Annotated in this window: 12 protein-coding genes; 9 read left to right on the top strand and 3 right to left on the bottom strand. The window is 62.6% G+C overall.

Translation table 11 applies throughout. The features are described 5' to 3' along the window. Positions 1-11: 11 nt before the first annotated feature. Entirely contained in the window at positions 12-737 is a 726-nt protein-coding gene (locus X726_RS156810) for a 3-deoxy-manno-octulosonate cytidylyltransferase (RefSeq protein WP_023669513.1), read from the bottom strand. 193 nt (positions 738-930) lie between these two features. Here X726_RS156810 and X726_RS156815 point away from each other — a divergent pair, with 193 nt between their 5' ends. From X726_RS156815 to X726_RS156845, 7 genes are all read left to right on the top strand, one after another. Beyond that, positions 931-1596: a cytochrome c family protein gene (locus X726_RS156815; protein ID WP_023669512.1), complete on the top strand. Its 666-nt coding sequence runs from the start codon at positions 931-933 to the stop codon at positions 1594-1596. A 151-nt stretch (positions 1597-1747) separates the two neighbouring features. Beyond that, the gene (locus X726_RS156820; RefSeq protein ID WP_023669511.1) at positions 1748-3625 is read left to right on the top strand and encodes an extracellular solute-binding protein; all 1878 of its coding nucleotides are present in this window, start codon (positions 1748-1750) and stop codon (positions 3623-3625) included. Continuing rightward, positions 3625-5493 carry an extracellular solute-binding protein gene (locus X726_RS156825; RefSeq protein WP_023669510.1) on the top strand — a complete coding sequence of 623 codons (1869 nt, stop codon included), beginning with the start codon at positions 3625-3627 and terminating at the stop codon, positions 5491-5493. Before X726_RS156820 ends, X726_RS156825 begins: the two co-directional genes overlap by 1 nt. Positions 5494-5665: 172 nt before the next feature. Continuing rightward, positions 5666-6763 (top strand): microcin C ABC transporter permease YejB, encoded by a 1098-nt coding sequence (locus X726_RS156830; RefSeq protein WP_023669509.1) that lies wholly within the window; start codon positions 5666-5668, stop codon positions 6761-6763. Continuing rightward, the gene (locus X726_RS156835; protein ID WP_023669508.1) at positions 6763-7902 is read left to right on the top strand and encodes an ABC transporter permease; all 1140 of its coding nucleotides are present in this window, start codon (positions 6763-6765) and stop codon (positions 7900-7902) included. Before X726_RS156830 ends, X726_RS156835 begins: the two co-directional genes overlap by 1 nt. Next, positions 7899-9527 carry an ABC transporter ATP-binding protein gene (locus X726_RS156840; protein ID WP_023669507.1) on the top strand — a complete coding sequence of 543 codons (1629 nt, stop codon included), beginning with the start codon at positions 7899-7901 and terminating at the stop codon, positions 9525-9527. Before X726_RS156835 ends, X726_RS156840 begins: the two co-directional genes overlap by 4 nt. Positions 9528-9546: 19 nt before the next feature. Continuing rightward, positions 9547-10488: a glyoxylate/hydroxypyruvate reductase A gene (locus X726_RS156845; RefSeq protein ID WP_023669506.1), complete on the top strand. Its 942-nt coding sequence runs from the start codon at positions 9547-9549 to the stop codon at positions 10486-10488. A 12-nt stretch (positions 10489-10500) separates the two neighbouring features. Here X726_RS156845 and X726_RS156850 read toward each other — a convergent pair whose 3' ends face one another. Together X726_RS156850 and X726_RS156855 are read right to left on the bottom strand one after the other, a co-directional pair. Further along, the gene (locus tag X726_RS156850) at positions 10501-10860 is read right to left on the bottom strand and encodes a hypothetical protein (RefSeq protein ID WP_023669505.1); all 360 of its coding nucleotides are present in this window, start codon (positions 10858-10860) and stop codon (positions 10501-10503) included. A 104-nt stretch (positions 10861-10964) separates the two neighbouring features. Further along, a complete protein-coding gene (locus X726_RS156855) occupies positions 10965-11897 on the bottom strand; it encodes a methyltransferase domain-containing protein (protein WP_023669504.1) in 933 nt (310 codons plus the stop codon). 105 nt (positions 11898-12002) lie between these two features. Between X726_RS156855 and X726_RS156860 the strand changes: the two genes are divergently transcribed. Beyond that, positions 12003-13013 carry a ligase-associated DNA damage response exonuclease gene (locus tag X726_RS156860; protein ID WP_023669503.1) on the top strand — a complete coding sequence of 337 codons (1011 nt, stop codon included), beginning with the start codon at positions 12003-12005 and terminating at the stop codon, positions 13011-13013. A 244-nt stretch (positions 13014-13257) separates the two neighbouring features. After that, positions 13258-14856 (top strand): cisplatin damage response ATP-dependent DNA ligase, encoded by a 1599-nt coding sequence (locus X726_RS156865; protein ID WP_023669502.1) that lies wholly within the window; start codon positions 13258-13260, stop codon positions 14854-14856. Positions 14857-14859: the final 3 nt, after the last annotated feature.

Raw genomic sequence — 14859 nt, 5'->3', positions numbered from 1 at the left:
GGTTGAAGGTCTCAGGAAAGAATTTGTCGGGCGCGTTCGAGGTCTTCCGGCGTGTCGACGCCCAGCGGCAGCGATTGCACGATCTCGGCATCGATGCGCATACCGGCCTCCACCGCCCGCAACTGCTCCAGCCGCTCGCGCCGTTCGAGCGGCGAAGGTTTTAGCGCGACGAAGCGTTCGAGGGCTGAGCGCCGATAGGCGTAGAGGCCGACATGGTGATAGAGCGGCCCCTCGCCCCAGGGCGCGGTGGCGCGGGTGAAATAGAGCGCCTTCAGCCGCGTCGCCGACAACGGCGAACCGACGATCTTGACGACGTTGGGGTTGGCCTTTTCCTCGTCGCGGACGATCTCGACGCCGAGCGTGGCGATGTCGACCGCAGCGTCCTCGAACGGTTTCAGCGCCGCACCGATGATCTTGGGATCGATGGTCGGCAGGTCGCCCTGCACATTGACGATGGTTTCGACCTTGCGATCGGGGTCGAGGGCGGTCAGCGCCTCGAAGATACGGTCGGAACCGGATTCGTGGTCGGTGCGCGTCATCACCGCCTCGAAACCGTGCGCGCGCACCGCTTCGGCCACGTTGCGCGTGTCGGTTGCCACCACTACCCGGCCAAGCCCAGCCTCAGCGGCGCGGCGGGCGACATGGACGATCATCGGCGCGCCGGCTATGTCGGCCAGCGGCTTGCCCGGCAGGCGCGTCGAGGCCATGCGGGCCGGGATCAGGATGAGCGTGGACATCGAGGTTGCAAGGCGTTCGAAAGAGGATGGGGAAAGTGGCAAAAGGTCTCACTGGAAGCGCCCTTATAGGTGTTGCAACGCCCAAGCAAAAGACCTAGTTTCCGCCCGATTTGACCGGCTCGACGGGGTGGGTCACGATACCGACGGACGGAGTGGACGGAGAGGTCCGCCGGAAAAGGGAGCCCTGGGGCGTATGGATTCCAACGAAGTCAACAAACTGCTCGCCGGGTTGCTTGGAACCTGTTTCGTCGTCTTCTCGGTCGGTTTGGTGTCCGACGCCCTGTTTGCCTCGCCGGCGCCGGAAAAACCCGGCTTTGCCATCGAGGCGACGGAGCCTGCCGAAGGCGGCGCCGCCGGACCCGCAGCAGAGGCGAAGCCGATCGCCGACCTTTTGGCCACCGCCAATGTCGAGCAAGGTGCGGCCGTCTTTAAGAAATGCCAGGCCTGCCATTCCGGCGAAAAAGGCGGCCCCAACAAGGTCGGCCCGGATCTCTGGGACATCGTCGACCGCCCCGTCGCCGAGCATGAGGGCTTTGCCTATTCGGCCGGCATGAAGGAGTTTTCCAAGGGCGGCGCCGAGAAGTGGACCTATGACAATCTCAACCACTTCATCACCTCGCCGAAGAAATTCGTGAAGGGCACGGCGATGGGCTTTGCCGGCCTGCCGAAGGACGAGGACCGCGCCAACGTCATTGCCTATCTGCGCACGCTGTCGGATAGCCCGAAGCCGCTGCCGACGCCAGGTGCCGCCGCCGATGCAACGGCGCCGGCCAAGCCGGCCGAGGGTGCCGCTCCGGCCAAGCCGGCTGAAGGTGCAGCTCCAGCCCCTGCGACGCCGGCACCGGCGCCCGCCAAATAACCGAATTGTCATCTCCATGACCTCAAAAAAGCCGGGTTCAGCCCGGCTTTTTGTTAGGAAAATCGCATATGCGGCGACAAAGCCGCCGCATGGCGGTTTTCACCGGCGTCAAATCATTTAGGATTGCCGGGCATCGCGACGAGGAGAACGCATGACGGTTGGCCGAACGCTTCTGAGGTCCTTTCTGGTTGTGGGCGCCCTCGCAGGCGGCCTGCAGGCATCCTTCCCCCAGGAATGGCACACCACCTCTTCGCTGATCGGCCCCTCCAAATATGGCGAGAACTTCCAGCGCTACGATTATGTGAATCCGGATGCACCGAAGGGCGGTACCTACAATTCGGTCGTTTCCGGCACGTTCGACAGCTTCAATCCCTATATCGTTCAGGGATCGCCGGCGGCCGGCCTGCAGCCATTTGGCGGCGGCCTGCTCTACGACACGCTGATGGACCAGGCGACTGACGAAGGTAGCGTCAGCCACCCGCTCGTCGCCGATGCCTACAAGTACCCGACCGACTATTCCTCGGCCACCTACCGGCTCGACCCGCGGGCGAAATGGCATGACGGACAGCCGATCACAGTCGACGACGTGATCTGGTCGTTCCAGGTGCTGAAGGCCAACAGCCCGATGTACAGCCGCTATTTCGAAAACGTCACCGACGCCGTCGCTGTCTCGGACCGTGAGGTCGAGTTCCACTTCGACCAGAAGGGCAATCGCGAACTGCCCAAGATCCTCGGCGACCTTGTCGTGCTGCCCAAGCATTGGTGGGAAGGCACCGACGCCAATGGCAAGAAGCGCGACATCACCAAGGGGACGCTGGAGCCGCCGCTGGGCTCGGCTGCATACAAGATCGCCAGCTTCAAGGCGGGGTCGGAAATCGTCTGGCAGCGCGTCCCCGACTATTGGGGCGCCAAGCTGGCTGTGAAGATCGGTCGGGAGAATTTCGACACGCAGCACTTCACCTACATTCTTGACGACAACGCCTCCTGGGAGGCGTTCAAGAAAGGTGGCCTCGACGATATCAAGCCGGAAAACAGCTCGAAGCGCTGGGCGACATTTTATGATTTCGCGGCGATCAAGGCCGGCGATGTGATCAAGCAGGAGTTCAAGACCACCTCGCCCGAGCCGATGCAGGCTTTCATGCTCAACCAGAGACACAAGCTCTTTGCCGATCGTCTGGTCAGGGCCGCGCTCACCTATCCCTTCGATTTTGAATCGATGAACCGCACGCTGTTCTTCGGTTTCAACACCCGCACCCACAGTTATTTCCAGGGCACGGAACTGGCCTCGAGCGGCCTGCCGCAAGGCAAGGAGCTGGAGATCCTGGAGAAGTACCGCGACAAGCTGCCGCCGGAAGTATTCACGCAGGAATTCAAGCTGCCGGTCTACGATTCGCCGCAGGCGGAGCGCAAATATCTGAAGCAGGCGGTCGACCTGTTCGCCCAGGCCGGCTGGGTGATCAAGGGCGGCAAGATGGTCAACGCCAAGACCGGCGAGCCATTCAAGTTTGAAATCCTAGGCTCGAATGAAACCGACCAGGTCATTTCCAGCCCCTGGATCGCCAATCTGCGCAAGATCGGCGTCGATGCGACACTGCGCATCGTCGACCCGAGCCAGTACACCAACCGCGTCAGAAATTTCGATTACGACGTCATCACAGGACAGCTCCAACAGTCGGAATCGCCCGGCAACGAGCAGCGCGATTTTTGGAGCTCCAAGTCCGCCGACACACCGGCATCGCGCAATTATTCCGGCATCAAGAACCCGGTCGTTGACGCCCTTGTCGACCGCATCATTTTTGCCACGGATCGCGATGACCTCGTCGCCACCACCCATGCGCTCGATCGCGTGCTGCTGTGGAATTACTATGTGGTGCCGCAATACTATCGCGCCGTTGTGTGGCTGGCTTACTGGAACAAGTTCGGCATCCCGGAAAAGCAGCCCGGCTACCGTGGCGCCGATATCGATTCCTGGTGGATCGATGCGGACAAGGAAAAGGCCCTGGCCGCCAAGTACAAGGGCAGCAATTGATGGCGGGGCTCCCTCGCCGCGATTTCCTGGCCCTCAGTGGCGCCGCGGCCGTTGCTGCGCTGCTGCCGGGCAAGGCTTTCGCCGCCAGCCCAACCGGCGTGAAACTGCATGGACTGTCGGCTTTCGGCGACCTCAAATACAAGCCGGACTTCACTCATTTCGACTATGTCAATGTCGATGCGCCGCAAGGTGGCGTCTTCAACTTCCTGCCGCGCAACTGGCTTGCCAACCAGACGCCGCTGACCTTCAACACGCTGAATTCGTTCGTCCCCAAAGGAGATTCGCCCCAGCGCACGGAGATGTGCTTCGATTCACTGATGGTGAGAGCGTACGACGAACCTGACGCCGTTTACGGGCTGATCGCTGACGGCGTGACGATTTCCGACGACCGCAACGACTTCACCTTCTCGCTGCGCCCGCAGGCCCGCTTCCATGACAGCACGCCATTGACGGCCGAGGATGGCGCCTTCACCTTCAAGCTGCTCAAGGACAAGGGGCACCCGTACTATTCCCTGCCGCTAACGCATCTGGATGACGCGATTGCCGTGGATGCCCACACGCTGCAGCTTAGGTTTTCCGGCAAGCAGACAAGCCGCACCATCCTCAACGTCGTCGAGTTCCCGGTCCTGTCGAAGGCGTTCTACACGGCCAACCCGTTCGATTCCTCGCAGATGAACCCGCCGTTGGGGTCAGCCGCCTACAAGGTCGGTCGCTGGTCGGCCGGGGCCTGGATCGAATATGAGCGTGTGGCTGATTATTGGGGCAACGACCTGCCGGTCAATCGCGGCCAGAACAATTTTCAGCGGATCCGCGTTGAGTTCTATCAGGACCGTAGCGTTGCCTTCGAAGCGTTCAAGAAGGGAGAAATCCTCTACAGGCAGGAATTCACCTCGCGCGTCTGGGCGACCGGCTACGACTTCCCAGCCTTCACTGCCGGCAAGGTAGTGAAGCACGAATTCCCGGCCGAAACGGTGCCTTCGATGCAGGGCACCGCCGTCAACCAGCGGCGCGAGCAGTTTCGCGACTCGCGCGTGCGGCAGGCGATCGGGCTCTGCTTCGACTTCGAATGGACGCGGCGCAATTTCTTCTACGGTTCCTATGAGCGCTCGCAATCCTGCTTCGAGAAATCCGAATTTCGCGCCGAGGGCAGACCGTCGCCACAAGAATTGGCTCTTCTTGAGCCGCTGCGTGAGCAGATTCCCGCCGAGGCTTTTGGCGAAGCCGTGATCCAGGACGCGTCGAACGGCTCCGGCCGCGACCGGCAGTTGCTTGGCAAGGCGGCCAAGCTTCTGGCCGAGGCCGGCTGGAAACGGTCCGGCAATTTCGTCGTGAACGACAAGGGTGGTCGGTTGTCCGCAGAGTTTCTTGTCGACGACGAAGTCTTCGAACAGGTCTACTCGCCCTGGGTCGAAAACATGAAGGCGGTCGGCATCGATGCCTCGATCCGGCTGGTGGATGCCGCGCAATATCAGCTGCGGCAGAATTCGTTCGACTACGACCTCGTCTCGGTCGCGGCCTCGTTTCCGGCGACGCCAACCCGTGACGACCTCGAAACCATTTTCCATTCGCGAGCAGCTACCGTATCGGGCTCTCGCAATCTGCCGGGAACGTCGAGCCCGGCCATCGACGCCCTGGTTGACGCCGCAGGTGCCGCCGAGGGTCGCGAAAGCCTGACAATTGCCATGCGCGCGCTCGACCGGGTCTTGCGTGCACGGAGGGATTGGATTCCAAGTTGGTTCCTGGCGAATCATCGAAGCGCCTATTGGGACATGTTCGGTTTTCCCGAGCGGAAACCCGATTTCGACTTCCCGGTCGAAGCGCTGTGGTGGGTCGACAAGGGCAAGGCGGCAAAAATTGGCAAAGGGTAGGCTGTTGCGCGGCACTTTACCCTCCCCCTCGTGGGGAGGGTCGGTGAGCACTTCGTGCGCAGCGCGAATGGCGAACCGGGGTGGGTGTGACGGCGTACGCCGGATCGAGACTACCCCCACCCCGCTCCGCTTCGCGGATCGACCCTCCCCACAAGGGGGAGGGTGAAAGCTGATGGGCGCCTACATACTGCGCCGTATCCTGCTGATGATACCGACCCTGTTCGGCATCATGGCTGTTGCTTTCGTCGTCACTCAATTCGCACCGGGTGGACCGGTCGAGCAGGTCATCGCCAGCCTGACCAACCAGGGCGGCAGCGACCGCCTCGGCAGCGGCGGCGGCGATGCAGGAGGCGGCGGCAATTTCGATGTGGCCGGCGATGTCGGTTCGAAGTACCGCGGCGCGCAAGGGCTCGATCCTGAATTCATCAAGAAGCTGGAAAAGCAATTCGGCTTCGACAAACCACCGCTCGAACGCTTCGGCATGATGCTATGGAACTATGCCCGCTTCGATTTCGGCGACAGCTATTTCCGTGACATCTCGGTTCTCGATCTGATCCTGGAGAAGATGCCGGTGTCGATCTCGCTTGGGCTGTGGATCACGCTGTTGTCCTATCTGATCTCGATCCCCCTTGGCATCCGCAAAGCGGTCAAGGACGGCTCCGCCTTCGACGTCTGGACCAGCGGCGTGATCATCGTCGGCTATGCCATACCGGCCTTCCTGTTCGGCATATTGCTGATGGTGCTGTTCGCGGGCGGTTCCTTCTGGGACTGGTTCCCACTGCGCGGCATCGTCTCCGACAATTGGGACCAATTGTCGTGGCCCGACAAGATCGTCGATTATTTCTGGCACATGACCTTGCCGCTGACGGCGCTGGTGCTGTCGGCCTTCGCGACGACGACGCTGCTGACCAAGAACTCCTTCCTGGAAGAGATACGCAAACAGTATGTGGTGACGGCCCGTGCCAAGGGCCTGTCGGAGCGGCGGGTGCTTTACGGACATGTGTTCCGCAACGCAATGCTGATCGTCATTGCCGGCTTTCCAGCGGCCTTCATCTCGGCCTTTTTCACCGGCTCGCTTTTGATCGAGAACATCTTTTCCCTCGACGGTCTCGGGCTGCTCGGTTTCAGGTCCGTGTTGGCGCGCGACTATCCGGTCGTGTTCGCCAACCTCTATATATTTTCGCTGCTTGGCCTGTTCGTGACGCTGTTGTCCGACCTGATCTACACATGGGTCGATCCGCGCATCGATTTCGAGCGGAGAGACGTCTGATGACGCAGGCTGCAGCCGAGATCACACCGATAAGGATCGCCCGCCCCTGGCTGTCGCCGCTCAACAAGCGGCGCTGGCAGAACTTCAAGGCCAACAGGCGCGGCTACTGGTCGTTGTGGATATTCCTCGCTCTGTTCGTGCTGTCGCTGTTTGCCGAACTGATCGCCAACGACAGACCGATCGTCGCCTACTACAAAGGCGAGATCCTGTTCCCGGTGGCGGTCGCCTACCCCGAGGAAAAATTCGGCGGCTTCTACGCCGTCACCGACTATCGCGACCCGGTCATCCGCGACGAGATCAACGCCAATGGCTGGATGATCTGGCCGCCAATCCGCTATTCCTACCGCACCGTCAACAATGCGATCCCCGACGCCGCTCCCGCAAAACCGTCATGGGAGTATGACGCGCAGAGGCGATGCAGCCAATATCCGCAAGGCGCTGCCGATCCTGACTGCATTGTCGGCAACTGGAACTGGCTGGGTACCGACGACCAGGCGCGCGACGTGCTGGCGCGCATCATCTACGGGTTTAGGATTTCCGTGCTGTTCGGGTTGATCCTGACTGCGGGTTCGTCGGTTATCGGCGTCGCCGCCGGCGCGCTGCAAGGGTATTTCGGCGGCTGGACCGACCTTCTCTTTCAACGCTTCATAGAAATCTGGTCGGCGATACCGCTGCTGTATCTGCTGCTGATCGTCGCCGCCATCCTGCCGCCGGGCTTCTTCATCTTGCTTGGGCTGATGCTGCTGTTCTCCTGGACGTCGCTTGTCAGCGTGGTGCGCGCCGAATTCCTGCGTGCACGCAACTTCGAATATGTCAACGCGGCCCGCGCGCTTGGTGTGTCCAACCGCACCATCATGCTGCGCCATCTTCTGCCTAATGCCATGGTGGCGACGCTGACCTTCATGCCTTTCCTGGTCAGCGCCTCGATCTCGACACTGACCTCGCTCGACTATCTCGGCTTCGGCCTGCCGCCCGGCACCGCGTCGCTCGGCGAACTGCTAAAACAGGCGCAGAGTAACCTCAATGCCCCCTGGCTCGGTATATCGGGCTTCATCGTCATCTCGCTGATGCTGTCGCTGTTGGTGTTCATCGGTGAAGCAACGCGCGATGCTTTCGACCCGCGCAAGGCGTTCCGATGAGCGAACTCCTGCTCTCCGTCCGCGATCTCAGCGTTGCCTTCACCCAAGGCGGCAACGAGTCGACCGCCGTCGACCACATCTCCTTCGATCTCGCCAAGGGCGAGACGGTGGCGCTTGTGGGCGAATCCGGTTCCGGCAAATCGGTCTCGGCGCTGTCGGTGCTGAAGCTTCTGCCCTACCCGACGGCCAGCCATCCCTCGGGCAAGATCCTGTTCCAGGGCGCCGACCTTTTGGCGATGAACGAAAAGCAGTTGCGCAGCGTGCGCGGCAACAAGATCACCATGATCTTCCAGGAGCCGATGACCTCGCTCAATCCGCTGCACACGATCGAGCAGCAGATCGTCGAGATCCTGGCGCTGCATCAGGGCATGGGCGACCGCCAGGCCAAGGCGCGCACGCTGGCGCTGCTCAACGAGGTCGGCATTCGCGAACCGGAAAAGCGGCTCGACGCCTATCCGCACCAATTGTCCGGCGGCCAGCGGCAGCGCGTCATGATCGCCATGGCGCTGGCCAACGAACCGGAACTGCTGATCGCCGACGAACCGACGACGGCGCTCGACGTCACCGTGCAGGCGCAGATCCTCGAATTGCTGGCGGAGTTGAAGAGCCGTAAGGGCATGTCGATGCTGTTCATCACCCATGATCTCGGCATCGTCCGCAAGATCGCCGACCGCGTCTGCGTGATGACCAAAGGCAAGATCGTCGAGACCGGACCGACGAAGGACATCTTCGCCAACCCGCAGCACGCTTATACCAAGCACCTGCTCGCCGCCGAGCCGAAAGGCAAGCCGCCGGCCGCCAACGACGCCGCCAAGCCGGTTATGACCGGCAAGGACATCAAGGTTTGGTTCCCGATCAAGAAGGGTTTCTTTCGCACCACCGTCGACAATGTGAAGGCGGTGGACGGCATCGACGTCACCGTGCGCGCCGGCCAGACCCTCGGCGTCGTCGGCGAATCCGGCTCCGGCAAAACGACGCTCGGCCTGGCGCTGGCGCGGATGATCTCATCGACCGGCACCATCCAGTTCAATGGCAGCGACATCAACCAGCTTTCCTTCAACGCCATGCGGCCGCTGCGCCGCGAGTTGCAGATCGTTTTCCAGGACCCGTTCGGCTCGCTCAGCCCGCGCATGTCGGTCTCGGAGATCATCGAGGAAGGCTTGAAGATCCACGAGCCGAAGCTGTCGCCCGACCAACGCGACGACAAGGTCGTCGCCGTGCTGAAGGAGGTCGGGCTCGATCCGGCGACCAGGAACCGCTATCCGCATGAATTCTCCGGCGGCCAGCGCCAGCGCGTCGCCATTGCGCGCGCCATGGTGCTCAATCCACGCTTCGTCATGCTGGACGAACCGACCTCGGCGCTCGACATGAGCGTGCAGGCGCAAGTGGTCGACCTCTTACGCAATCTGCAGGCCAAGCACGACCTTGCCTATCTGTTCATCAGCCACGATCTGAAAGTCATTCGCGCCCTTGCCAATGACGTCATCGTCATGCGCAATGGCAAGATCGTCGAAGCCGGCCCTTCCGAACAGATTTTCGAGCGCCCGCAGACCGACTATACGAAGGCGCTGATCTCGGCCGCGTTCAAGATCGAGACGGCGCCAGTCGGTATCGTTAGCGAATAACAGGGAATACAATCCGCAAATGGAAAAAGGCAAAATCCTGCTTGCCGTCACCGGCTTTCATCCGCAGCGCTGGCGCGAGCTGCTGTCGGCCGAGCGCGAAGTGGTGCTGGAGCCGGACGGCGCCTCTGACCCGTCGATCACCTATGCGGTGGTGTGGAAGCAGAAGCCGAACCTCTTGAAATCGCTGCCGAATCTACGCGCAATCTTCTCGATCGGGGCCGGCGTCGACCATATCTTCGCCGATCCCGGCCTGCCCGATGTGCCGATCGTCAAAGTGGTCGCTGACAACCTGACGCAGTACATGACCGAATATGTCGTCTGGCGCGTGCTCGACCATCACCGCCAGGGCATGCTCTATCGTGCGCAGCAGCCGAAGAAGACCTGGCACGAACCGCCGCAGCGGCCGGCCGGTGACATCTCGGTCGGCATTATGGGGCTCGGCAATCTCGGCCGCGCCGCGGCGTCGGTGCTGTTGTCGCTCGGCTTTGCCGTAAATGGCTGGTCGCGCAGCGACAAGGCCATGAAAGGCGTTGCGACCTATGCCGGAGAGGCCGGGCTGATCCCCTTCCTCAACGCCACCGACATACTGGTGGTGCTGTTGCCGCTGACGCCGGACACGCACGGCATCATCAATTACGGCGTGCTGAAGGAATTGCGCAAGCGAAACGGCCTCGGCGGCTCGGTGCTGATCAATGCCGGGCGCGGCCGGCTGCAGAAGGACGCCGACATCTTGCGAGCGCTGGACGACGGCACGCTGAAGGAGGCGAGCCTCGACGTGTTCGAGGTCGAGCCGCTGCCGAAGACCAGTCCGCTTTGGAGTCACCCGAAAGTGTTCGTGACGCCGCACGCGGCGGCGACCTCCGACCCTGTCCACCTGGCGCCGAGCATGTTGCGGCAGATGGATGCCTTCGAGCGCGGCGAAAAGCTTGATAACGTGGTCGACCGCAAGGCGGGGTACTGAGGAAGTTCAGGTTCAGCTCGGCAGGGTGAACTTCTTCTGCTTGTTGGGCTTGCCGCAGTCGCGGCGGACGATCGAGCGGTTCATGGCGTCGATCTTGCCACTTGCCAGATCAGTATCGCGCTTGCTTTTGGAGCGCATATCCGGCGTAAACGGGCCGAAGCCCATCGCTGGATTGGAGAAGCTCGGCTTGGCGTCCGTCGATAGATGGTATTGCTGCGCCAGTTCGTTGCGCTGCGCCAGCAACTGGTCGCAAGGCACGTTGTCATATTGCAGCGACGATTGCACGTCCTGGTCCTGCCGCTCCGACATCGAACTGCCCATGCAGCCGGTCATTGCCAGGCAAGACACCAAGACCATCATGTTCCAGCGCATGTGTTCCTCCTCAATGCCTGCCGAGGGCTTTTCCCGGCTTGTATCCTACCTGATGCCGCGCCAGCCGCAAAAATCCTATTCACGTTTTCGAACAAGACGAGACATCAACCCTTGGACGAAGGCACCGCCAGCGCGGCAAGCCCGTCGACCGGCTGGCGGCGATCCCAGCGGATGACGGTCGGCTGCATCGACAGCACCGACAGGCCGTTTGCGGCAAGCACCCGCTCGACATAGGCTTGAGAATGGGCGTAGCGACGAGACGGCTGCAGCGCGAAACCGGCGTCGCCGCCCGCCCCGCCCTTGGCTGGCTTTTCGACGGAAAAGGCAAACAGGCCATTGGTGGCCAGAATGCCCGCGACGGTCTTCATCACGCGATCGAGCGCGCCGACGTAGATGAACACGTCGGCCGCCACCACCAGATCGGCTTTCGGTCCGGCATAGGCGAAATGCTGCAGATCGGCCTTGGCGAGCAGATCGTAGACGCCTTTGGCGCGGGCCTTTTTCAGCATGGCGGTGGAGATGTCGTAGCCCTCCAGCCGTTCGGCGACCGGCCGCAGTTTCTCGCCCATCAGACCGGTGCCGCAACCAAGGTCGAGCGCCAGCGAAAAGCGGCCCGGTCTTGCCGCGCGAATGGCGCGATCGAGAAACTCCGGCAGCCGGTAGCCGAGCTTGTCGACCAGCGAGTCCTCGAAAGTCTCGGCATAGTGGTCGAACAGCGTCTCGACGAAGGCGCTGGGTGGCGCTGCGGCAGCCGGCGCCTTGCCGATCAGCTGCAGCTTCAGCGCAGCACCCAGGCGATCCGCCGGGTCCAGTTTCAGCGCCGTCGCCCAGGCCTGCGTCGCCAGGTCGAGCAGCCCCGTTGCCTCCTGCATCTCGCCCAGGCGGAACCAGCCCGCCGCCCATTGCGGCGCCAGTTCCAGCGCGCCGAGCAGCAGCTCCGCCGCTGCCGCGTGCTCGCCCGAGCCGAAAAGCATCTCGGCATAGTCGGCGCGACGGTCGGCGGTCAGGTCGCCGGACAAGATTTTCAGCGGTTGCATGGCGATGGCCCCGCCGGCTGATGCGGCCGGTGGCTGGCTGTAGGCCGAGTCAGCAGTCTCTTGCAACAGGCTTCCCGCGCTGGAATTAGCCACTATCTTGACTGGATGCGCGCCAGCGACCTGCTCCATCCCCGGCCTGAAGGCCTTTATTGCCCATGCGGCGATTTCTTCATCGACCCGGTGCGGCCAGTCAACCGGGCGTTGATCACGCATGGCCATTCCGACCATGCCCGATCCGGCCATCGTTCGGTGCTGGCGACGCAGCAGACGCTCGACATTATGGGGTTGCGTTATGGCGAGGATTTTGCCGGGACAACGCAAGCGGCCGTGCTTGGCGAAGCGATGGCGCTGAGCGATGTCAGCGTCACCTTCCATCCGGCCGGCCATGTGCTGGGCTCGGCGCAGATCGCGGTCGAGCACAAGGGCAGGCGCATCGTCGCCTCCGGCGACTACAAGCGCCAGAAGGACGCGACCTGCGCACCGTTCGAACCGGTCCAATGCGACGTCTTCATCACCGAGGCGACCTTCGGCCTGCCGGTGTTTCACCATCCGCCCGACACGGAGGAGATCGCCCGGCTGCTCAAATCGGCGGCGCAGTTTCCCGAGCGATCGCATCTGGTCGGCGCCTATGCGCTGGGCAAGGCACAGCGGGTGATGCGGCTGCTGCGCGATGCCGGTTATGACAGGCCGATCTATATCCACGGCGCGCTGGCCAAGCTCAGCGAATATTACCAGAGCCAGGGCATCGACCTCGGCACGCTGGAGCCGGCAACCGTCGACAGCGGCGGCAAGCAGGATTTCACTGGGGCCATCGTTGTCGGCCCGCCATCGGCCTTCGCGGACCGCTGGGCGCGGCGCTTTCCCGACCCGATCTCATGCTTCGCCTCGGGCTGGATGCGCATCCGCCAGCGCGCCAAGCAAGGCGGCGTCGAACTGCCGCTGATCATTTCCGACCATGCCGACTGGGATGAACTGACCGCTACCGTCAAGGAGACGGGCGCCGGCGAAATCTGGGTGACGCACGGCCGCGAGGAAGCGCTGGTGCGCTGGTGCGAGCTGGAAGGCATCGCCGCCACGCCACTGCACCTTGTGGGCTATGAGGACGAGGGCGATTGATGGTGATTTTTGATCCAGAAATCGCCGGCGCGGCGATCCTTCCCACCCCCCTCTGGCCTGCCGGCCATCTCCCCCGCAAGGGGGGAGATCAGATGTCACCTCCGCTTTCGCCAATCGCCAACCTCGCAAGATGGGCGGCAAGATCAAGGCTGCCAATCTCCCCCCTTGCGGGGGAGATGTCCAGCAGGACAGAGGGGGGTGTGCCAGAGCGCAAACCTCTGCCGTCAACGCGGTCCTTGCATCCATGAACCGCTTTGCCGAACTCCTCGACCGCCTGGTGCTGACGCCGTCGCGCAATGGCAAGCTGACACTGCTCGTCGATTATTTCCGCAGCGTCGAGGACCCCGACCGCGGGCTGGCGCTGGCGGCTATCACTGGCGACCTCAACATTGCGGCGGTCAAGCCGGCGATGCTGCGCACGCTGGTCACCGAGCGCATGGATCCGGTGCTGTTCGGCTATTCCTACGACTATGTCGGCGACCTTGCCGAAACCGTCTCGCTGGTTTGGCCGCAAACGCCGGGACATATCCCCAACCGGGAGCCGACGCTTGGCGATGTCGTGGCGACGCTGCAGGCGGCGAGCCGCTCGGACGGACCCAAGGTGCTGGCCGGGCTGCTCGACAGCGCCGGCATTTCAGCGCGCTTTGCCATCATCAAGCTGGTCACCGGCGGCTTGCGCATCGGCGTTTCGGCGCGGCTGGCCAAACAGGCGCTGGCCGATTTCGGCAAGGTCGATGTCGCCGAGATCGAGGAGCTGTGGCACGGGCTGACGCCGCCCTATATCTCGCTGTTCGCGTGGCTGGAAGGCAAGGCCGAGAAGCCGAAGCGGACCGCACTTGCCCTGTTCAGTCCGGTGATGCTGTCGAACCCGGTCGGCGACGGCGACCTCGAAAAGCTCGATCCGGCCGACTATGCCGCGGAATGGAAATGGGACGGCATCCGCGTTCAGGCGGTGTGCGAGGGCGGCGTGCGCCGGCTCTATTCGCGCACCGGCGACGATGTGTCCGGCGCATTCCCCGATCTCGCCCAGGCAATGGATTTTTCCGCCGCGCTCGATGGTGAATTGCTGGTCGGCGAGCCGGTGGCGACCGGCACCTTTTCGGACCTGCAACAGCGGCTCAATCGCAAGAGCGTGGCCCCGAAGATACAGCAGCAATACCCGGCCTTCATGCGCTGCTACGATGCGCTGCAGATCAACGGCGAAGATTTGCGCGCGCTACCTTTCCGCGAGCGGCGGGCCCGTCTTGAGGCCTTCATCACAACGCTGGACCCGCACCGTTTCGATCTGTCGCCATTCGTCGAATTCCGGGATTGGCAAACGCTGGAGGAACTGCGCCGCGCGCCGCCGCACCCGATTATCGAAGGCGTGATGCTGAAGCGCTGGGATTCGCCCTATCTCGCGGGACGGCCGAAAGGGCCGTGGTTCAAGTGGAAGCGCGATCCGCACACGGTCGATGCTGTGCTGATGTATGCGCAGCGCGGCCATGGCAAGCGGTCGAGCTTTTATTCCGACTATACGTTCGGCGTCTGGTCGGGGCCGGAAGGCGCGGAGGAATTGGTGCCGGTCGGCAAGGCCTATTTCGGCTTCACCGACGAGGAGTTGAAGCAGATCGACAAATTTGTCCGCGACAATACGGTCGAGCGTTTCGGCCCGGTGCGCTCGGTGCGCGCCGACCGCAGCCAAGGCCTGGTGCTGGAGGTGGCGTTCGAAGGTCTCAACCGTTCGACCCGCCACAAATCCGGCGTTGCGATGCGATTTCCCCGCATCTCACGGCTGCGCTGGGACAAGCCGACCGCCGAAGCCGACCGCATCGAGACGCTGCAGGCGCTGCTTGATCGCTAGGCG

This window comes from Mesorhizobium sp. LSJC285A00 (assembly GCF_000503155.1).
Taxonomy (GTDB): Bacteria; Pseudomonadota; Alphaproteobacteria; order Rhizobiales; family Rhizobiaceae; genus Mesorhizobium.
This window is presented reverse-complemented; position numbering and strand designations above follow the sequence as displayed.